This window comes from Microbacterium sp. MYb54 (assembly GCF_002979515.1).
GTDB lineage: Bacteria > Actinomycetota > Actinomycetes > Actinomycetales > Microbacteriaceae > Microbacterium.
This window is the reverse complement of record NZ_PCPA01000001.1, coordinates 377,890-397,533: the sequence shown is the minus strand read 5'-3', so window position 1 is coordinate 397,533 and position 19,644 is coordinate 377,890. Positions and strand designations below refer to the sequence as shown.

At 65.6% G+C, this 19,644-nt stretch carries 23 protein-coding genes; 14 read left to right on the top strand and 9 right to left on the bottom strand.

From position 1 onward, the window contains the following. Positions 1–6: 6 nt before the first annotated feature. From CQ040_RS01930 to CQ040_RS01915, 4 genes are read left to right on the top strand one after another with little or no spacing between them, the layout of a single operon-like run. Positions 7–1,041 carry an LLM class flavin-dependent oxidoreductase gene (locus CQ040_RS01930; protein WP_105525366.1) on the top strand — a complete coding sequence of 345 codons (1,035 nt, stop codon included), beginning with the start codon at positions 7–9 and terminating at the stop codon, positions 1,039–1,041. Between the two features lie 49 nt (positions 1,042–1,090). Continuing rightward, the gene (locus tag CQ040_RS01925; RefSeq protein ID WP_105525367.1) at positions 1,091–2,443 is read left to right on the top strand and encodes an MFS transporter; all 1,353 of its coding nucleotides are present in this window, start codon (positions 1,091–1,093) and stop codon (positions 2,441–2,443) included. Positions 2,444–2,478: 35 nt separating this feature from the next. Next, on the top strand, positions 2,479–3,234 hold the full coding sequence (locus CQ040_RS01920) for an SGNH/GDSL hydrolase family protein (protein ID WP_181156681.1): 756 nt from the start codon (positions 2,479–2,481) through the stop codon (positions 3,232–3,234). Between the two features lie 31 nt (positions 3,235–3,265). Next, complete coding sequence (locus tag CQ040_RS01915; protein WP_105525661.1) at positions 3,266–4,012, top strand: SUMF1/EgtB/PvdO family nonheme iron enzyme; 747 nt, start codon at positions 3,266–3,268, stop codon at positions 4,010–4,012. A gap of 66 nt (positions 4,013–4,078) precedes the next feature. On the opposite strand, the gene CQ040_RS01910 is transcribed toward CQ040_RS01915, so the two are convergent. Then, on the bottom strand, positions 4,079–5,404 hold the full coding sequence (locus CQ040_RS01910; protein WP_105525369.1) for a nitrate/nitrite transporter: 1,326 nt from the start codon (positions 5,402–5,404) through the stop codon (positions 4,079–4,081). A 77-nt stretch (positions 5,405–5,481) separates the two neighbouring features. Between CQ040_RS01910 and CQ040_RS01905 the strand changes: the two genes are divergently transcribed. From CQ040_RS01905 to CQ040_RS01895, 3 genes are read left to right on the top strand one after another with little or no spacing between them, the layout of a single operon-like run. Beyond that, the gene (locus CQ040_RS01905; RefSeq protein WP_105525370.1) at positions 5,482–5,850 is read left to right on the top strand and encodes a VOC family protein; all 369 of its coding nucleotides are present in this window, start codon (positions 5,482–5,484) and stop codon (positions 5,848–5,850) included. 49 nt (positions 5,851–5,899) lie between these two features. Further along, positions 5,900–6,358 carry an N-acetyltransferase gene (locus CQ040_RS01900; RefSeq protein ID WP_105525371.1) on the top strand — a complete coding sequence of 153 codons (459 nt, stop codon included), beginning with the start codon at positions 5,900–5,902 and terminating at the stop codon, positions 6,356–6,358. A gap of 16 nt (positions 6,359–6,374) precedes the next feature. Then, positions 6,375–6,920, top strand: a complete 546-nt coding sequence (locus CQ040_RS01895) for a GNAT family N-acetyltransferase (protein ID WP_105525372.1) — start codon at positions 6,375–6,377, stop codon at positions 6,918–6,920. Positions 6,921–6,952: 32 nt separating this feature from the next. On the opposite strand, the gene CQ040_RS01890 is transcribed toward CQ040_RS01895, so the two are convergent. The 3 genes from CQ040_RS01890 to CQ040_RS01880 are packed head-to-tail and all read right to left on the bottom strand — an operon-like array spanning position 6,953 to position 8,649. Then, positions 6,953–7,528, bottom strand: a complete 576-nt coding sequence (locus CQ040_RS01890; protein ID WP_105525373.1) for a hypothetical protein — start codon at positions 7,526–7,528, stop codon at positions 6,953–6,955. Positions 7,529–7,588: 60 nt separating this feature from the next. Beyond that, on the bottom strand, positions 7,589–8,122 hold the full coding sequence (locus CQ040_RS01885) for an AAA family ATPase (protein ID WP_105525374.1): 534 nt from the start codon (positions 8,120–8,122) through the stop codon (positions 7,589–7,591). Positions 8,123–8,166: 44 nt separating this feature from the next. Next, positions 8,167–8,649: an HIT family protein gene (locus CQ040_RS01880; protein ID WP_258131191.1), complete on the bottom strand. Its 483-nt coding sequence runs from the start codon at positions 8,647–8,649 to the stop codon at positions 8,167–8,169. Positions 8,650–8,733: 84 nt separating this feature from the next. Here CQ040_RS01880 and CQ040_RS01875 point away from each other — a divergent pair, with 84 nt between their 5' ends. Together CQ040_RS01875 and CQ040_RS01870 are read left to right on the top strand one after the other, a co-directional pair. Further along, complete coding sequence (locus tag CQ040_RS01875; RefSeq protein WP_181156682.1) at positions 8,734–9,498, top strand: peptidoglycan recognition family protein; 765 nt, start codon at positions 8,734–8,736, stop codon at positions 9,496–9,498. A gap of 80 nt (positions 9,499–9,578) precedes the next feature. Then, on the top strand, positions 9,579–10,424 hold the full coding sequence (locus CQ040_RS01870; protein ID WP_105525377.1) for a bifunctional 2-polyprenyl-6-hydroxyphenol methylase/3-demethylubiquinol 3-O-methyltransferase UbiG: 846 nt from the start codon (positions 9,579–9,581) through the stop codon (positions 10,422–10,424). Positions 10,425–10,479: 55 nt separating this feature from the next. Here CQ040_RS01870 and CQ040_RS01865 read toward each other — a convergent pair whose 3' ends face one another. Genes CQ040_RS01865 through CQ040_RS01855 form a run of 3 tightly spaced genes read right to left on the bottom strand, consistent with a single transcriptional unit; the run spans position 10,480 to position 13,758 of the window. Further along, positions 10,480–12,837 (bottom strand): excinuclease ABC subunit UvrA, encoded by a 2,358-nt coding sequence (locus CQ040_RS01865; RefSeq protein ID WP_105525378.1) that lies wholly within the window; start codon positions 12,835–12,837, stop codon positions 10,480–10,482. 28 nt (positions 12,838–12,865) lie between these two features. Beyond that, positions 12,866–13,276, bottom strand: coding sequence for a VOC family protein (locus CQ040_RS01860; RefSeq protein WP_028501881.1), 411 nt, complete (start codon positions 13,274–13,276; stop codon positions 12,866–12,868). Between the two features lie 5 nt (positions 13,277–13,281). Beyond that, the gene (locus CQ040_RS01855) at positions 13,282–13,758 is read right to left on the bottom strand and encodes a helix-turn-helix transcriptional regulator (protein WP_105525379.1); all 477 of its coding nucleotides are present in this window, start codon (positions 13,756–13,758) and stop codon (positions 13,282–13,284) included. Positions 13,759–13,862: 104 nt separating this feature from the next. Here CQ040_RS01855 and CQ040_RS01850 point away from each other — a divergent pair, with 104 nt between their 5' ends. Then, entirely contained in the window at positions 13,863–14,459 is a 597-nt protein-coding gene (locus tag CQ040_RS01850) for an HdeD family acid-resistance protein (protein WP_028501883.1), read from the top strand. 71 nt (positions 14,460–14,530) lie between these two features. Here the strand turns inward: CQ040_RS01850 and CQ040_RS01845 are convergent, their stop codons facing one another. Next, on the bottom strand, positions 14,531–15,295 hold the full coding sequence (locus tag CQ040_RS01845; protein ID WP_105525380.1) for an SDR family oxidoreductase: 765 nt from the start codon (positions 15,293–15,295) through the stop codon (positions 14,531–14,533). A gap of 122 nt (positions 15,296–15,417) precedes the next feature. On the opposite strand from CQ040_RS01845, the gene CQ040_RS01840 reads away from it, so the two are divergent. From CQ040_RS01840 to CQ040_RS01825, 4 genes are all read left to right on the top strand, one after another. Further along, positions 15,418–15,891 (top strand): NfeD family protein, encoded by a 474-nt coding sequence (locus tag CQ040_RS01840; protein WP_105525381.1) that lies wholly within the window; start codon positions 15,418–15,420, stop codon positions 15,889–15,891. A gap of 9 nt (positions 15,892–15,900) precedes the next feature. Continuing rightward, positions 15,901–16,830 (top strand): SPFH domain-containing protein, encoded by a 930-nt coding sequence (locus CQ040_RS01835; RefSeq protein ID WP_028501886.1) that lies wholly within the window; start codon positions 15,901–15,903, stop codon positions 16,828–16,830. After that, positions 16,827–17,603, top strand: coding sequence for a glycerophosphodiester phosphodiesterase family protein (locus tag CQ040_RS01830; protein WP_105525382.1), 777 nt, complete (start codon positions 16,827–16,829; stop codon positions 17,601–17,603). Before CQ040_RS01835 ends, CQ040_RS01830 begins: the two co-directional genes overlap by 4 nt. Before the next feature lie 124 nt (positions 17,604–17,727). After that, positions 17,728–18,111, top strand: a complete 384-nt coding sequence (locus CQ040_RS01825; RefSeq protein ID WP_021200565.1) for an RNA polymerase-binding protein RbpA — start codon at positions 17,728–17,730, stop codon at positions 18,109–18,111. On the opposite strand, the gene lnt is transcribed toward CQ040_RS01825, so the two are convergent. Further along, positions 18,108–19,631 (bottom strand): apolipoprotein N-acyltransferase, encoded by a 1,524-nt coding sequence (gene lnt / locus CQ040_RS01820; protein ID WP_105525662.1) that lies wholly within the window; start codon positions 19,629–19,631, stop codon positions 18,108–18,110. The two genes, CQ040_RS01825 and lnt, sit on opposite strands and share 4 nt — an antisense overlap. Between the last annotated feature and the right edge of the window lie 13 nt (positions 19,632–19,644).

Here is a 19,644-nt window from a genome sequence, read left to right as displayed (position 1 = left end):
GATGACATGAGCATCGAATTCGGGCTGGACACCTTCGGCGACATCACGAGAGACACGGATGGAGAGCTCCTCAGCGGCGCTCAGACGATCCGCAACGTCGTGGCTCAGGCGGAACTCGCCGACACGGTCGGTGTCGACTTCTTCGGGGTGGGGGAGCATCACCGCAAGGAGTTCGCCGTCTCGTCGCCGGAGATGGTCCTCGCCGCGATCGCGGCTCGCACCGATCACATCCGACTCGGCACCGCGGTGACGGTGCTCTCATCGGATGACCCGGTGCGGGTGTTCGAACGTTTCTCGACCCTGGACGCGGTGTCGAACGGACGAGCCGAAGTCGTTCTCGGCCGCGGTTCCTTCATCGAGTCGTTCCCTCTGTTCGGGTACGACCTACGCGACTACGACGCGCTCTTCGAGCAGAAGCTCGAATTGTTCGTCGAGCTTCTCAAGGAAGAGCCCGTCACCTGGTCGGGAACGATGCGTGCCTCTTTGGAGGACGCGAACGTCTTCCCGAAGACCAAGAAGGGTCTGCGCACCTGGGTCGGCGTCGGCGGCAGCCCTGAGTCGGTGGTGCGCGTCGCACGCCACGGCCTCGGTCTCATGCTGGCGATCATCGGCGGTCCGGCTCATCGGTTCAAGCCCTTCGTCGATCTGTATCACCGTTCCGTCGCCTCTTTCGGCACGACGTCGCACCCGATCTCCGTGCATTCGCCAGGACACATCGCCGAGACGGATGCTGAAGCATGGGATGCCGCCTACTCCGGATTCGAGGCGATGAACAACACCATCGGCCGTGAGCGGGGATGGCCGGCCTACAGCCGCGCACGTTTCCAGAACGACGTCGGGCCCGAAGGAGCGATCTACTCGGGTTCGCCGGACCGAGTAGCGGCGAAGATCGCCGACACGATCACGACCCTGGGGCTCGGCCGCTTCGACCTGAAGTACGCCACGGGCACCCTGTCGCACGAATCGATGCTGCGCAGCATCGAGCTCTACGGCACCGAGGTGATCCCGCGGGTCAAGCGGATCCTCGACGCCCAGGACTGACGACATCGCGCGCGGGACGTCCGGCGCGCTCGGCTCTACGATGAGGAGCATGGCCAACACCGCCCTGCCGAGCCGCTCATCGCTGGCTGAGCGCCTGGACGTCCTGCCGTTCACGCGCCGACACCTTCGCCTGCTCACCGGATCGGGGCTCGGCTGGGCTCTGGACGCGATGGATGTGGGGCTGATCTCTTTCATCCTCGCGGCGCTCACACAACAGTGGGGGCTGTCCAAGGGCGAGGCCGGTTGGATCGCGTCGGTCGGCTTCATCGGCATGGCGATCGGCGCGACTCTCGGCGGCCTCTTGGCCGACCGCTTCGGGCGACGGCAGGTGTTCGCGCTCACGCTACTCGTGTACGGCATCGCGACCGGCGCCAGTGCGCTTGTCGGTGGGCTCGCGGCGCTCCTGGTGCTGCGGTTCCTCGTGGGCCTCGGCCTCGGCGCCGAACTCCCGGTCGCGTCGACCTACGTGAGCGAGTTCGCTCCCGCTCGGATCCGCGGCCGTCTGATCGTCGTGCTCGAGGCGTTCTGGGCCCTCGGGTGGACCGCCGCCGCGGTCATCGGATTCCTGGTTATCCCGGCATCCGACGACGGTTGGCGCTGGGCATTCGCACTCGGGGCGATCCCCGCGGCGTACGCACTGTTCGTTCGCTGGCGGATGCCGGAGTCGCCACGGTGGCTCGCGTCGCGCGGACGCATAGCGGAAGCCGACCGCATCGTCTCGGCGTTCGAAACTGACGCTGGTGTGGGGACGGCTCCGGCTATTCGCAAGGAGCCCGCGTCACGAGCGATCGCGGTCACCGCCCGAGCGCGGCTGGCAACGCTCTGGAACCCCGAATTCCGCGTGCGCACACTGTGCTTGTGGGTGGTGTGGTTGGGGGTGAACTTCGCCTATTACGGAGCCTTCATCTGGATCCCCAGCATTCTCGTGGATGCCGGTTTCGATCTGGTGCGCTCGTTCGGCTTCACGCTGATCATCACTTTGGCGCAGCTTCCGGGCTACGCGGTCGCCGCGTGGCTGATCGAGGTCTGGGGGCGACGGCTGACGCTGTCCGTGTTCCTTCTCGGTTCGGCCGTCTCCGCGGTCGTGTTCGGTACCGCGACGACCGAAGGCGCGATCATCGCCGCAGGAATGGCGCTGTCGTTCTTCAACCTCGGCGCCTGGGGTGCGCTGTATGCCGTCACTCCTGAGATCTATCCGACGTCGTTGCGGGGGACAGGCGCGGGCTGGGCGGCCGGCGTGGGCCGGATCGCGTCGATCGTGGCGCCGCTGTCCGTGCCGGTGCTGCTGATCGCCGGTGGGGCGCCGCTGCTGTTCGCCGTGTTCGGCGTGTGCTTCCTCGTCGCGGCCGCGGCGGCATGGGGGCTGCTCGATCGAGGTGGCCAAGCGCTCGACGACCGTTGACACCAGGTGCCGCCGACCCGCAATAGGCTGGGACGATGGCAGATGTGCGGTTCGTGGCGATCGGCGACTCGTTCACAGAGGGAGTCGGTGACGTCCTCCCGGATGGGCGGGAGCGCGGCTGGGCCGACCTCGCGGCCCAAGGATGGGCCGACGCTGCAGGACATTCGATCCAGTATGCGAACCTCGCGATCAGGGGCAAGCTCGCCTGGCCGATCGTCGAGCAGCAGCTCGAACCCGCACTCGCCTTGCGCCCCACGCACCTCTCATTCAACGGGGGTGGCAATGACATGCTGCGTCCGCGCACCGATGTCGAGCACATCGCCGACGCGTTCAGCCGAGTGCTGCGTCGGTGCGACGAGGAGGGCGTGACGATGATCCTCCTCTCCGGGGCGAATCCGAGCGGACAGCTTCCGATGGGCTCGCTCGTCCAGCGCCGAGGAGATCTGCTCTCCGATGCAGTGCTGAGACGCATTGAACAGCGCCCCGACGTGATCCGCGCGCTCAACTGGCCCGATCGTGAGCTTTCCCGGGATGCCTATTGGGCCGACGACCGTCTGCACATGAGTGCGGCCGGTCATCACCGGGTGGCCGCCCGGGTGCTGCACGCGCTGGGCCTTGAGCCTCCGGAGGAGTGGTGGGCACCGAGTGACCGGCTGCGTTCGGGGCCTTCGGGTCTCGCGTACTACCGAGAGTTCGTCGGTCCGTGGGTGCGTCGGCGAGTGACGCGAACCTCGTCGGGCGACGGGCGCGCCGCGAAGTACCCGACGTGGGTGGAACGGGTGCCGTCGTGAATCACGTGTGGGCCCGCTTGCGCGACGCGTCGTGAGCGACTTCGAACTGGCACGCATCTCCGCCGGTGCGTTGACGCTGAACGATGCACGTCAAGATGAGCAGCGCGACGTCGTGCTCGAGCCGTTCGAGATCGGCGTGTTCCCGGTGACCGAAGAGCAGCTCGCAGAGGTTCTCGGCATCCCCGTGCAGCATCCTCGGCGCCCTGCGACAGACCTCAGCTGGCTGCGCGCCGTGCACTTCTGCAACGCCGCCTCTGAGTGGGAAGGATTGGACCAGGTCTATTTCTTCGACGGCGAAGACGTGACCTGGGACACGACGGCCGATGGATATCGGCTCCCGACCGAAGCGGAGTGGGAGTACGCGTGCCGAGCGGGTTCGACAGGCCCGCACTACGCTCCGCTCGCAGACGCGGCGTGGACCAGTGCTGACGGGGTGTCGTCGCCGCAGGACATCGGTGGCAAGCTGCCGAACCTCAACGGTCTCTTCGACACACTCGGCAACGTCTGGGAATGGTGCTGGGATCTGCTCGATCCGGCTCGCTACGACGACTATCGAGTGTTCCGCGGGGGTGGATTCGCCGATGATGCCTGGAGCGTGCGTGCGTCGGTCCGCCGCGGTGGAGCCCCGCGCATGCATCACGATGACGTCGGGCTTCGGCTGGCACGCGGTGCGTTCGACACGGTCGGCTACGCACAGGGGTGGTCTGCGCGGGCAGACCAGGAACGTGGTGTGCAGGACGGTCCTCTGCCGTCGGGATGGACTCCGCGCGGGCGTTGAGCTCCGTCTCGTCGACGAGAAGCCGACGGATGAGACCCGCCCCGCGAGAAACCCGATCCGGGGTGCTCAGCGTCGGCGTTCGGGATCGAGACCCATGCGGATCCGGGTCCGCTTTCGCTCGATGAGGATGAACACCGTGCCGATGATCCACAGCGGAATCGGCATCAGGAAGGCGATCCGGAAGGCCTCGAGCGAGTACGTCTCGGGGGTGCCGGCGCCCTGCAGGTCGAGCGCGAGACCGATGAGGAAGATCGCGATGAGCGCGGCGATGAAACCGCCGGCGTTCGTCACGCCCGTGGCCGTGCTCAGCCGGTGGGTCGGGTTGTGCGTCCTGGCGTGGTCGAACGCGATCATCGAGGCGGGACCGCCGGTCGCGAGGGCGATCGCCAGCACGTAGAGGAGCCAGATCGGCGCCGTGTCCGGCAATGAGATGATGACGATCCACGCCGCCATCTGCACGCCGACGGCCGGGAGTACCAGAGCGAGCGAGCGATGATTCGGAAGTCGACGGGAGAGGTCGCCGATGATCGGTCCGAGAAGCATGCCCGCAATGACATATACCGAGATGATTCCGGCGGCATGGGCGGTATCGAGCCCCTCAGCCGCTGTGAGGAACGGCATCCCCCACAACAGCACGAAGGCGGTGCCTGCGAAGGGCGTCGTGAAGTGCGACCAGAACGCCAGGCGCGTGCCCGGATGTGCCCAGGCCGCACGTATGCCGACTCCGGTATCTATCGCGGACGTGACGACGCGGACGACACCGGTATCGGTGTTCACTGTGACGTCGGCGCCGCGTTCGGCGGGGTGGTTGCGAATGACCAGGGCGACGAGGACCGTGAACAGCACCCCGAGTCCGGCGATGCTGCCGAACGTGATGGTCCAGCTCGTGGCGTGGAGGAGCGCGGCGAGGGGGACCAGGGCGATCAGCTGGCCGGCCTGACCGATGATCCCGGTGAACTGCACCATGAGGGGTCCGCGCTGGGCCGGAAACCAGGTCGCGACGAGACGCAGCACGGCGGGGAAGATCGCGGCATCGCCGGCGCCGAGCAGCACACGCGCGAAGATCGCGATGCCGATGCTGGGGGAGAGGGCCATGGTCAGCTGCCCTGCGGCCATGAGGAACATGCCGATCGTCATGATCGGTCGGGAGCCGAAGCGATCGAGAAGCACGCCGACGGGGATCTGCATTCCGCCGTATACGGCGAGCTGAACCACGGCGAACAGGGCGAGCGTCGACGCGTCCGCCTGGAACCGGTCCGCCGCTTCGACGCCGACCGCCCCGAGAGATGTGCGGTTCGTGATCGCCAGCACGTAGGCCGCGACTCCGACAGACCAGATCACCCAGGCTCGCCATCCCGGTGTCGAGACGGGGGAGTGGGAGACCTGCGGCACGCCTCAACGCTACTCCTCCGGCGGCACGCCGCCGGCGACCGCGGTGCGATGTCGGTGGTGGTGGCTACGGTGGCGCCATGACCAGTTCACCTCTGCACCACTCACTCGACTACGTCGAGCTCGTCGTCACCGATCTCGCGTCATCGAAGCGCTTCTTCGCCGACGCGTTCGGCTGGAGTTTCAATGACTACGGGCCCGGGTATGCGGGGATCGTGTCCCCGCGCGGCGACGGCAACGAAGCCGGCGGCCTGATGCTCGCCGACGAGGCACGTCCCGTCGGCGGCCCCCTGGTGCTTCTCTATTCCGACGACCTCGACGCTACGAAGGCAGCCATCGAGAAGGCCGGCGGCACGATCCTCCAAGAGCCGTATGAGTTCCCCGGCGGGCGCCGCCTGCACTTCGCCGACCTGACGGGCAACGAGCTCGGAGTCTGGTCCACGCAGTAGCACTCGGCCCCGGCATCGGCGGTCTCCTGCGCGTGCGACGATTGCGGGTATGACGGACATCGTGGCGGGGAGCGTTCCCGAGGACATAGCGAAGTGCCTAGATGTCTGGGTGCAGGCGCTTCGTCACCGCGACGGCGATGTCGACGCGGAGACGGTCGCAGAACGTATGCGGACGCTGTTCGACGGTCCTCTCATCCGGTTCGCGCTCACGGGGGCGCCCCTGGTCGGTTTCGCCCTGACCGCACCGAAGTCGGGCGATGCGACGGTAGCGGTGCTGGAGCGGATCGCGGTGCTGCCAGAGTCTTCCGGACTGGGCACCGGCCGTGCTCTGCTGCAGGACGCGGTGCAAGCGTCGAAGGACGCCGGGTTCTCCACGATCGAGCTCGCTGTGAGGCGAGGGAACCCTGCCATCCGGTTCTACGAGCGGGAGGGATTCGAGCCGATCTCCGGTCCGGTTCCTCACCCGCTCGGTGGCGAACCCATGATCACCTACAGTCGCGATCTCTGACCGCGATACTGGGGTGATGGTGGCGCGCTCGGCAATCACAGTCCCACGAATCTCCGGCCTCGGAGTCGTCCTCCGCCCGTTCGAGGCTCGTGATGTCGATGCCGTACGAGACGCGTCGTCGGATCCTTCGATCACAGACGTCACCACCGTTCCCACTGCTGTTGATCCCGGACTCGCGGAGGAATGGCTGGCGCGGCAGCACGAACGAGCAGCCACCGGTGTCGGGTACTCGTTCGCGATCGAAGCGGACGAAGAATGCGTGGGGCAGATCGGTCTCTGGCTTCGAGAACGGGATCAGGGGCGCGCGACCATCGGCTATTGGATCCGACCCACGCGGCGCGGTCAGGGATACGCCCTCAGCGCGCTGCGTACCCTCACGGAATGGGCGTGGCACCTCTCCGATCTGCATCGTCTGCAGCTGCACATCGATCCAACGAACGTCGCCTCACTTCGGACAGCTGAACAGGCAGGGTACGAGCGCGAAGGCCTGCTCCGTTCGTGGCAGAAGATCGGTGATGAGCGCAGAGACATGCTCGTGCACAGCCATCTGAGACCCCGGTAGCCGATCGCTCTTCCCGCCGCTGACGAACCGGCTTAGTCGACGATGTCGAGTTCGAACGGAAGGAGGGACCACGGCGGACAGGTCTCGGGCCCGACTTCAGATTCCCGCTGGTAGTAGTCGAGATCTGCCGGGCCGAACTCGTGCGTGAGATAGTCGAGCAGGTCGTCTCCGTAGAAGATGACGTCCGACTGCCATACCGAGAAGACAGGGGCGCCGACGGGTGCCGGTGCAGCCGGTGTATACCGGTGCGAGTAGATCGGGACGAGCGTCGGCCATCTCCTGATCCGCTCGGTGGCGACTTCGCGCTGTTCGTTGAGCGTATCCGGCTTCGCAGGCCAGGTCGACGGCCAGAAAGAATTGTGCTCCACGTCGAACAGGAGACCGTCCAACGGCCAGTCCAGTCGACCTTGTATGGACTCTTCGCTTCCATTCCGCCAGTCGACCCAACCGTTCCCGATGGGCATCACGGTCTCCAACAGCTGTCGATGATCGGGGCTGAACTCGAATCCGTACCGTTGCTCGATCTCTACGAACTCGCTTGAGGTGAGTCCGGGGTCGAGCTGTACGTTGTGGGTTTCGAGAACGGCGATGCAGTCGGAGATGGACACGACCCGATCCTAGGCTGAATAGTCAGGCGCTTGGAGGGGAGAATCAGGCTCCGTGCACGGTCACACAGCCCTGCAGTGGCCGAGATCTTCGAGGACGATCTTCACGAGCTGATCGGTGGTCGTCTCCGGGCCGACTCGTCGCTCGTCGAACCAGGGGAGTGGCTGCCACCCGTCGTGCCATCGGCGGATCTCGTCTTCCCCGAACTCGCTCGCGAGCGGCCTGCCGGCGTGTCGCCGAATCGTTTCGTCGAGTCCGACATCGAACTGGTAGATCAGCGTCGTTCCGCGGTGTTCGCGGTGTAGCCGTTCGAAGGCGTCCGAGTAGTCGCGCAGATTGAAGATTCCGTCGAGGATGACGTCGTATCCGAGATCCAGCGCCTGCCGGGCGGTGCCGGTGATCAGGATGCTCGCATCTCGAGAACGCTGCAGTCGATCGGCGCCGTGCAACAATTCGCGGCGAAAGTGATCCTGCGAAATGAGGGCGACCCGCTCGCCGAGTTCGGACCGCAGTGCCGTCGCCGTCGTCGTCTTTCCCGACGCCGCATCGCCGCGGAGGATGATGAGACGTGTGGAGTCGCTGCCGGTGAGAGCCATCGAATCATCCTTGCAGCGCCTACCCCGCCGGTCCAGACGGGCGATCAATCGAGCACTGATGGCATCCCCAGGGCGGCCCTGAGTCTCGATGCGAATGTCTCGCGAAGGTCGGAATCCGCCCAGTCCGCGTCGCCGTGCCGTTGGTACAGAAGATCACCCGGATAGCGGGGGAACACATGCACGTGCAGATGCCAGACGTCCTGGCCTCCCGCGGGCTCATTGTGCTGCCGGATCGAGGTCCCCTCGCACCCGTACGACGACCGGATGCCGATCGCCACTTTCTGCGTCAGATCCCACACGGCGAAGCCATCCTCCGGTGACAGGTCATAGATGTTCTCCACGTGTGTCCGGGGGATGACGAGCACACCTCCAGGGTTTCCCGGCCACCATTTCGGAGCAATCCGGGCGAATGCGCGGTCGGTGACGGCGACCACGTCAGACGGCATGCTGTGTTCGTCGAACAGACCCAGTTGGAACCTGCAGAACGGACACGGATAGCCGCGCGGCTCATGGGTGGTCGGGTGCACGCATCGATCATCGCACGGGGGAGGGGCGGTTCCGAGGGCCGTGTTCATCAGCCCGTTCCTGTCCGGCGCGTGTTGAATAGGCGGATGCCGCACGCTCTGCCGCCCGACCCTGTCGCAGGACCTTCGGCACACACCCGTCGGCGCTTCCTCCTCGCTGCGGGCACGGGTGTCGCGGTGACCGCGGCGGGGGTGTGGCTCGCGACGACCTCGGCGGTGCCCGACAACGCGACGACGACCCTGGATCCGGACAACCCGAGAGATCTGCCGGAGTATGCCCCCGTATACGCGCGTGCGGTGAGAGGCCTCGAAGCGCCTCTCGGGTTCACGGACTGTGCGAACCCCACCATCCGGGCTCATCGTGACACCGCGGGAAGCGACGGTCACGCGGTTGCGCCGGTCATCGATCGGTTCGTCATCCACCACACCGGTACGACGGCGGACCAGTTGGACTTCCTCTCGCGCTGCAACAAGCGATCGTCCGCGCCGACCTTCTATCTGCGCAATGATGGATCAGTCATCGAGTTGATTCGCCCCGGCGCGAAACCGTCCGCAACCGGAGCCGACTGGAACTGGCGATCCGTGGCAGTGGAGACTCTGAACGCCACGGGTGCGCCTGAGTACACCGTGACGGACGCTCAGCTGGAAGAACTCGCGCAGATGATCGCGTGGCTCGCGACTTTTGATGGCAAGAGTCTGGACGGCGTGCCGGTGTCGTTCACGATCGACCGGGAGCATGTCATCACGCATCGGGAGACCTGGTCGGGCACCGAATGTCCCGGCCCGTACCTGCAATCTCGACTCGACGACATCGTGAGCCGCGCCCAGCAGATCTTCGACGGCGGGGAGTGACGTCGTTCATGCGAACTGACATAATGTGCATTATCGGATATAGCTCACGATTCGAGAGCGGCGCTCGATAGGCTCACATCGTGAACGGAAACAATGTCGACATCGACTGGGAATCCGCACGGGACGCGAACCAGGAGAACTGGGAAGATCGAGTCCCGTTGCATGAGAACGCCTACGGGCTCGACGTCTTTGACGAGCCAAGCCATCTCAGCGACGTCGTGCGTGACGATCTTGAGGCGATGTCTGCGTTCCTTCCATCAGGAAGTCTGTCCGGGCTCGATCTGTGTCACCTCCAATGTCACATCGGCACCGACACCATCTCCCTGGCGCGCGCCGGCGCGAAGGTCACCGGCGTCGACTTCTCGCCGTCCGCGCTTCGTGCCGCCAGAGACCTTGCGACGCGTCTGGGCCTCGAGGCGACCTGGGTGGAGACCGACGTCCTCGACGCACGTGCCGCAGTGGAAGGCGACTTCGATGTCGTCTACACGAGCATCGGGACGATCACCTGGCTCGACGACTTGGACCGGTGGGCTGCGCAGATCGTGGCACTGCTGCGTCCCGGCGGCACGTTCTTCATCCGTGACGGACATCCGGCGCTCTATGCACTGGATGAGGACGCCCCAGGCCTGATCACCCGTTACCCGTATTTCGCGACCGGGCACGCCCAGCAATGGGATGACGACTCCACCTATGCAGGAGACGGGCGCACCGCTCATGCCCGTACGTATGAGTGGCCGCACCCGCTGTCCGAGATCCTCGGCGCGCTGCTCCGGGCCGGCCTCAGACTCGTTCACTTCGACGAAGGTCGAACCCTGCCGTGGCAGTTCAGCGACCGCATGGTCGAGGTACCCGGCGGCTACGCCTGGCCGGAGACCGAACGTGACCTGGTGCCCTGCACGTACACGATCATCGCCCGCCGGGACTGAAGCATTCCGCAGCGTTTTCGGAGGGATGCGGCAGCGCGGCTTCCCTCCGAAAACATCAAGCGCCGACGTACTCGGCGAGGTGCTCCCCCGTGAGGGTCGATTTTTGGGATACCAAATCGGTCGGCGTTCCCTCGAACACGACCTTTCCACCGTCGTGGCCGGCTCCGGGCCCGATGTCGATGATCCAGTCCGCGTGTGCCATGACCGCCTGATGGTGCTCGATCACGATCACCGTCTTGCCCGCGTCGACGAGTCGATCCAGCAACACGAGGATCTTGTCTACATCGGCCAGGTGAAGGCCTGTCGTGGGCTCGTCGAGAACGTAGACATCGCCCTTCTCCCCCATCTGGATCGCGAGCTTGATCCTCTGGCGCTCGCCTCCCGACAGGGTGGACAGCGGCTGTCCGAGTGACAGATATCCGAGGCCCACGTCTTCCATGCGTCCGAGGATCGCCGTGGCCGCAGGCAGCTTGGCTTCTCCGTCGCTGAAGAAGACTCTCGCCTCCGATACAGGAAGATCGAGAACCTGGGTGATGTCCTTGCCGGCCAGCTTGTATTCGAGCACGCTCGCCTGAAAGCGCTTGCCGCCGCAGTCTTCGCAGGGCGTCTCGATCGTGTCCATAAACCCGAGCTCGGTGATGATCACGCCAGCGCCCTTGCAGGAGGGGCAGGCTCCCTCGGAGTTCGCGCTGAACAGAGCAGGCTTGACGCCGTTCGCCTTCGCGAAGGCTTTGCGGATCGGCTCCAGAAGTCCCGTGTACGTCGCGGGGTTGCTCCGCCGAGAGCCCTTGATCGCGGCCTGGTCGATAGCGACGACGCCCTCGCGCTTGGAAACGGATCCGTGGATGAGCGAGCTCTTACCCGAACCCGCCACTCCCGTCACGACAGTGAGCACGCCCGTCGGAATGTCGACATCGACGTCCTGCAGGTTGTTGGCCGTCGCGCCGCGGACCTCGATCGCTCCCGTGCCCGCGCGCACCGCATCCTTCAGCTGCGCCCGATCGTCGAGGTGATCTCCGGTCTTCGTGCCGCTGGCCTTCAAGCCCTCGACCGTGCCCTCGAAGCAGATCTCCCCGCCGGCACTCCCCGCACCCGGCCCCAGGTCGACGACGTGGTCGCCGATGACGATGGTCTCGGGCTTGTGCTCGACGACCAGCACGGTATTGCCCTTGTCGCGCAGCTGGAGCAGCAGCCCGTTCATCCGCTGGATGTCGTGCGGGTGCAACCCGATGGTCGGCTCGTCGAACACATAGGTGATGTCGGTGAGCGACGACCCGAGGTGACGCAGCATCTTGATGCGCTGCGCCTCTCCCCCGGACAGGGTTCCGGACGGGCGCTCGAGGCTGAGGTAACCGAGGCCGAGGGTCACGAACGCATCGAGGTTGGCGCTGAGCGCCTGCAGCAACGGTCCTGCCTCTGGGAGGTCCAGCCCGCGCACCCATTCGGCGAGGTCTGTCACCTGCATCCGACATGCATCCGCGATGCTTACGCCCTCGATCTTGGAGGAGCGCGCGCCTTCCGTGAGCCGAGTGCCGTCGCACTCCGGACAGACCGCGAAAGTGGCGACCCGCTCGACGAACGCCCGGATGTGGGGCTGCAGTGCATCGAGGTCTTTCGACAGCATCGACTTGGTGATCTTCGGGATCAGACCCTCGTAGGTCATGTTGATCCCTGAGATCTTCACCTTCGTGACCTCGCCGTAGAGGAAGAGATGGCGCTGCTTGTCACTGAACTCAGCGATCGGCTTGTCAGCGGGATAGAAGCCCGACTGCGAGAAGCCCTTCACCATCCACCCGTCGGCGGTGTATCCGGGCACCATGATGGCGCCCTCGTCGAGCGACTTGGACTCATCGATGATCTGGGCGAGCTCGAGGTCGGACACCGCTCCCCTGCCCTCGCATCGCGGGCACATGCCACCGAGATAGATCGCATCCTTCACGATCTTCTTCTCGCCGCCGGGGCCGGTCATCACCCCGCTGGCCTTCTGCGTCGGGATGTTGAACGAGAACGCCGTAGGTCCGCCGATGAACGGCTGCCCGAGCTTGCTGAACAGGATGCGGAGCATCGCGTTCGCGTCGGTGACGGTTCCGACCGTCGACCGCGGGTTGGCGCCGAGGCGCTCCTGATCGACGATGATCGCGGTCGTAAGCCCCTCGAGGATGTCGACGTCTGGCCGAGGCACCGACGGCATGAAGCCCTGCACGAAAGCGCTGTAAGTCTCGTCGATCATCCGCCGAGACTCCGCGGCGATCGTGTCGAAGACGAGCGAGCTCTTCCCCGAACCGGACACGCCGGTGAACACGGTCAGGCGTCGCTTCGGAATGTCGACGCTGACATCTTTCAGGTTGTTCTCCCGTGCGCCTTGCACCCGAATCAGGTCATGGGTGTCGGCGGGGTGCTCGTCAGCGGTCATCGGCGTCCTTCGTAGGGTCGGTTGATGGTCAGGCGGCCTGGTTGATACGGAGCAGATTGCCTGCGGGGTCGCGGAATGCGCAGTCTCGAACGCCGTACGGCTGGTCCATCGGCTCTTGGACGACATCGGCGCCGCCTTCGACGAGGCGCTCGAACAGGCCGTCGACATCATCGCTCGCCAGCGTCAGAGCTGCATAGCTGCCCTTGGCGATCAGCTCGAGGATCGTCTGACGCTCGGTGTCGGTGATGCCGGGGTCGGTTGCCGGCGGGTGCAGCACGATCGACGTCTCCGGCTGGCCTTCCGGCCCGACGGTGAGCCAGCGGAGACCGTCGTACCCGACATCGTTGCGCACTTCGAAACCGAGCGCGTCGCGGTAGAACGCGAGAGCCGCCTCGGCGTCGGTGTGCGGAAGGAATGCGTAGTGGATGCTGATCTTCATGGTCTTCACGTTAGGTGCGCACCGGTACGCGGCGCTTCTTGATTCCTGATCGGTCTGGTTACCTGCTTCGCCTGGAACGAGGGAATCCCTTCGACGTTCGCGGCGCGTTCACGGTACACGCTGGGTGCGACACCGACCAGTTCCGAGAATCTCGTGCTGAATGTGCCGAGCGATGAGCACCCGACCTCGAAGCACACTTCGGTCACCGTCAGGTCGCCTCGGCGCAGGAGCGCCATCGCCCGTTCGATCCGTCGCGTCATCAGATAGGAATACGGAGACTCTCCATATGCTTCCTTGAACTGTCGGCTGAGATGGCCAGCCGACATGTGCACTCCGCGTGCGAGCGCCTCCACATCGAGTGGCTTCGCGTACTCCCGGTCGATGCGGTCCCTGACTCTTCGCATCACGGTCAGCTCGCGGAGGCGAACTTCGTCGGCGGCTGTCACCTCTCGATAGTGCCATGTCCCAGGAAGTCGCGGCATGACGGAGAGAAACGCGGGTGGCCGCTTCTCCCCCGCAGCGGGTCGCGAGAGCGCTACCCTGAGGATGCATCCTCACAGGATCTTCTCAGAAAGGGGTCCCCACCATGACTGAACCACTCACCGAGGCCAAGTCCTTGTTCAAGTCGATCCGCGTCACGCTGGCCGTCGCCGGTGTCCTCGCGCTGATCGCAGGTATCGTCCTCCTCGTCTGGCCGGTGAAGTCCGCTGTCATCGTCACGGCGATCTTCGCCTCGTACCTGATCATCGCTGGTCTGGTCTACGTCGGACTCGGTATCTTCTCGAGCGCGAAGGGCGGATGGGCACGTGTCGGCCACATCGTCCTCGGGCTGCTGTACATCGCAGCCGGTGTCATCGCGTTCTTCAACCTGAACGCTGCTGCAGCCACGCTCGCGTTCGTCGTCGTGATCTTCATCGGCGTCAGCTGGATCGTGGACGGCGTCGTGGCGCTGACCCTCCTGGGTAGCGACGGTTCTCGCGTCTGGACGCTCCTGTACGCGATCCTGAGCATCATCGCGGGAATCATCGTGCTGTTCTCGCCGCTCATCGCCGGTTTCGCTTTCTGGCTGCTGCTCGGAATCGCGCTCGTCGTGCTCGGAATCGTCCAGATCGTGCGTGCCATCACGCTCGGCAAGGACGCGAAGGAGTTCGTCGCCGCGGTTCAGGATGGCGCCGCGAGCTGACACACCCCGTCAACACACAGATCGGCCCCGTCCAGCGTGATGCAGGACGGGGCCGATCTGTGTGTCTACGCCTACTCGGCGACGAACGCGCTCACATCGCCGACGAGGCGCGTGTTGTCAGCAGGTACGGGGTCGACCGTGGCCTTGGCGACCTCAGCCGCGAACTCCGACACGTTGTACAGCTTGCCGGCCGACTCGCGGCGCTCTGCGATCGCGCCGGGGTTCGCTCGTTCCAGCAGCGTCGCGGTGATGGTGCCCTCGATCATGTCGCCGGAGACGACGGTGAATCCGACTCCCTTTTCCGCGAGGCCGGGGATGAGCTCACGAAGGGCATCCTCGCCGGCACGCTTCGAGAGCGCGACCGGCTCATACTCCGGCATGGTCGGCGTGGTGCGGATGAAGTGCGCCTGGTGGCTGGTCACGAACACGACGCGCGCGCCTTCGCCGAGCAGCGGCGTCGCCGCGTTCAGGACGTTGAGCTGTGCGTCGCGGTTCAGGGTCAGCGCGTAGTCCTCGGCCATCCCCGACTCCATGCCTCCTGAAGCGTTGAGGACCAGGACGTCGAGCCGACCGTACTCAGCGCGAATGGCGTCGAACATCTCGGCGACGGACGCCGGGTCCGTCAGGTCGGCGCCGACCACGAGCGCCCGGCGCCCGAGCTCGCGCAGCTGAGTGGCCAGCTTCTCCGCACGGGGGGCCTTGTTGCGGAAGTTGATGACGACATCGGCACCGGCCTCGGCGAGGTAGCGCACGGTATCGGCACCGATGCCCCGCGACGAACCGGTGACAAGGGCGACCTTGTCGTCAAGGGATCCTGCGGGAAGAACGTCGGTCACGGTGACTCCTCATGATGCGTGAAAAAGCCGTGATCGCACGGCCCTCACACACTACCAAGCACGCGCTGTGGCGCCGGGATCGGTGGTCCCCCGCGTGATACGTTGACCACAAAGGAGGCCGCATGGACAACTTCGCGACATTCGTCACGTTCATCGACCAATGGGCTTGGATCGGCTGGCTGGTCCTGATCGCCGTCTTCCTCGTCATCGAGATGCTCTCGCTGGACTTCACCTTCCTCATGCTGAGCTTCGGCAGCGTCGTAGGTCTCGTCACCGATCTGATCGGCGTCCCGGTCTGGCTGCAGGTGATCATCGCTGCGGCCGCCGCCGCGCTGTTCATCCTGTTCCTGCGCCCGCCGCTGCTCAAGCGATTGCGGCGCGGCGAAGACCCCACCAAGTCCAACGTCGACGCGCTCGTCGATCTGCGCGGCATCGCGCTGCATGAGATCACTCAGATCTCCGGTCAGGTCAAGCTCGCCAACGGCGACACCTGGACCGCACGCGCCGCCACCCCCGTTCCGATCCCGCAGGGTGCCCCGGTTGCCGTGAGCGCGATCAACGGCGCCACCGCCATCGTCCGTCCCGTAAACGACTAGGAGAACTCCGTGAACGACGCATCGTTCATCCCCACCGCGATCCTGTGGATCCTCGTGATCGCGATCATCATCTTCGTGGTGGTCACGGTTGCCCGCGCGATCCGCATCATCCCGCAGGCGACCGCAGGTGTCGTGGAGCGTCTCGGGCGCTATCACAAGACCTTGACCCCCGGCCTGAACGTGCTCGTCCCGTTCATCGATCGGCTGCGCCCCTTGATCGACATGCGCGAGCAGGTCGTCTCCTTCCCGCCGCAGCCCGTGATCACCGAGGACAACCTCGTGGTCTCGATCGACACCGTGGTCTACTTCCAGGTGACCGATGCGCGTGCCGCGACGTACGAGATCGCGAACTACCTCGGCGCCGTCGAGCAGCTCACCACCACCACGCTTCGCAACGTCGTCGGTGGTCTCAACCTCGAAGAGGCGCTCACGAGCCGTGACAACATCAACGGCCAGCTGCGTGTGGTGCTCGACGAGGCGACCGGCAAATGGGGAATCCGTGTCGGTCGCGTGGAGCTCAAGGCGATCGATCCGCCTGTCTCCATCCAGGACTCCATGGAGAAGCAGATGCGTGCCGAGCGTGACCGTCGAGCGGCCATTCTCACCGCCGAAGGAACCAAGCAGTCGGCGATCCTCGAGGCCGAGGGTGCTCGACAGGCCGAGATCCTCCGTGCCGAGGGTGACAAGCAGGCTGCCGTTCTTCGCGCGCAGGGTGAGGCCGAGGCTATTCAGAACGTCTTCAGCGCCATCCACCAGGGAGCGCCTGACGACAAGCTCCTCGCGTACCAGTACCTTCAGATGCTGCCGAAGATCAGCGAGGGCCAGTCCAACAAGCTGTGGATCATTCCGAGCGAGCTCACCGAGGCGCTGAAGGGCATCGGCAGCGCGTTCACCCCGAAGCCGGGCCAGGGCCCGACGAACACGCTTCCGGGCGCGTGACGCACCCCTACTTCTCGAAGACGCGGCATCCCCGAGTCCTCGCCCACCGTGGTCTGATCACCGCGGCGGGCGAGGACTCGGGCGTCTGGGAGAACTCCGCTGCCGCGTTCGCGGCCGCGCATGCCGCGGGCGTGGAGTACATCGAGTCCGACTGCCAGGTCACCGCCGACGGTGATGTGGTGCTCTTCCACGATGCGACTCTCGACCGCCTCGCCGGTGACGCTCGCGCGGTCAGCGACGTCCGCACCCGAGAACTGCGTGCGCTGTTCGCCGACCACGGCGGTCTCCTCACAGTGGCCGAGGCCTTGGCGTCCTTTCCTGACGTCCGCTTCAACATCGATGTGAAGACGGGCGCTGCGGTGGAACCCCTCGGGCCGATTCTCGTCGAGCACACGCACCGGGTACTCGTGACGAGCTTCTCCGACGCGAATCGTCGTGCGACGTTGGCTTCCGTGCTGCGATCCGGAGCATCGCTTCGCCCGGCCACGTCTGGTGGAAGCAGGACGATCGCCTCGTTGCGGGCGCTGTCCGCCCTCCGCCTCTCCCCCACTCGGGTGCTGCGCGAAATCGATGCGCTCCAGATACCTGATCGATACGGTGCTCTGAAGGTGTTGACCCCCGCCCTTCTCCGTGCGGCTCATCGCAGCAGCGTCGAAGTGCATGTGTGGACCGTCAACGACCCCGCGGAGATGCGTCGACTCGTCGCTCTCGGCGTCGACGGCATCATCTCCGACCGGGCGGACGTCGCGCTCAAGACCCTCTCCCCTCGCTAGGCAACGACTCGCCCCATAACCTCCGCCGCTGGGATTAACCTGTGAGTTCCGCCGAGAAGACGCTCGCGTGGATGAAGCGCACAGGCTGGACCGTTATACCTGACAGCGACGAGAGGACCACACAATGGCAGATCGCAGCCTGCGCGGCATCCGACTCGGCGCCCAGAGCCTACAGAGCGAAGAGGGCGTCGTTTTCATGGAGCGCCGTGAGACCACCTACACCTGTGACACTTGCGGCCACGTCACGAACCTGATGTTCGCGGCGGATGCAGAGCCGCCCCAGACCTGGGAGTGCCGCGCGTGCGGCGCCGAAGCCCGCCTGAACGTCGACGGCCAGGCCGTCACGCTCGAGGCCAGCGACGAGAAGGCCGCCCGCACCCACTGGGACATGCTCCTGGAGCGTCGTACCCGTGCCGAGCTCGAGGAACTGCTCGAAGAGCGCCTCGCGTTCATCCGCGCCCGCCGTGGCGCCGGAGAAGACCCGACCCGCGAGAAGATCGGCGCCTAGCGCTTCCTGGCGCGCCACCACCCGACCAGGAGCGCGCCGAGACCGCCCCACAGCAGGATCGCCTGTACCCAGGGGCCAAGCACGACACCAGCCGTGAGGCCGGACCGGAGCTCGACATCTTCGAGCATCGCTCCGGCCTCATCTGCGTCCAGGCTGGTGACGGTCGAACCGTCCGCGCGGATGACCTGGCTGGTTCCCACTGTGGAGACGTTGACGACGCTGCGCCCGGTCTCGATCGCACGCATGCGGGCGAATGCCAGCTGTTGAAGGTTCTCGTCCGTGCCGCGGAAGTCGGCGTTGTTGGTCTGGAACACCAGCACCTCGGCGCCGGCGTTCAGACCCTGCCAGATGACGTCGTCGTAGATGACATCGAAGCAGATGGCGAGGCCGACGAGATCTCCGTCGACATCGACGATGGGCGGGTTCGAGCCTGGTGTGTACTCCCTCTGGATGAGTCCGATCAGATCGGGAGCCAGAGCGTTGAAGAAGGCACGGTCGGGCACGTACTCGCCGAACGGAACCGGGTGCCGTTTGTCGTGCACCTGCGTCGCGGTGCCGTCGGCGTTCCACAGCATCGACGTGTTGAAGTAGCGGTCGTCCCGTCCGGTGGCCGCATTGGCCAGCAGCGGAGCGTCGATCCGGTTCGAGATGAGAGTCATGCGCCGAGCGAGGGCATCGATCTGGAACGGATCGCCATCGAGTGAGCCCTCGGGCCAGACCAGGAGATCGACGTCCTCGCCGTAGAGCGGGGCGGTCGCGTCGGTCTGCGCCTGGACGACCGCGAACGGCTCGCGCTCATCGAAGTATCCCGTCGGCCCGTTACCCTGGACGGCCGCGATCCTCATGGAACCGGTGGAGGACGTCGGGAACAGCGGTGTGAACAGCAGGACGACGACGAGTACTGCCGGCACGACAAGGCGAAGCGGAGTGCGCCAGGCGCGCAGCCGCACGACCTCGATGAGCATCGCGACGATCAGCACCATCAGGAAGCTGAGCCCGCTGACTCCCACCCACGAGGAGATCGGTGCGAGCGGGCTCTCCGCCTGGCTCATGCCGATCCGTGCCCACGGGAAGCCTCCGTAGGGCCAGGAGCCGACGAACAGCTCACGGCCGACCCACAGGGCGGCAACGATGTTCGGGAGGCCCAGCAGTCGTCCTGCGGCTCCTGGGAAGGCCCGCGGCAGCCAACGGTAGGCGAGAGCGATCGGTACCAGGGCCAGAGCCGTCAGCACGCCCTCCACGACGCTGAGCGCCGCCCAGGGAATCGGGCCGAGATAGCGAGAGGTCCACGACACGAGAAGCCCGAAGAACAGGATGCCGTAGACGAGTCCGACCAGCAACGCTCCTCCGAAGCGTCGCCCGATCAGCGCGACGAGCAGCAGTGCGGTCGCAGGGAAGGCGAGGATCCAGACTGCGGCCGCGGGATACGAGAAGAACATCAGCACGGCTGCAAGCGCTGCGCTCGATGTCGCGGCCCACAGCGGCAGGAGAGGGCGCTGTGGAACTCGGGGTTCGGGCATCGTCTTCACTTCA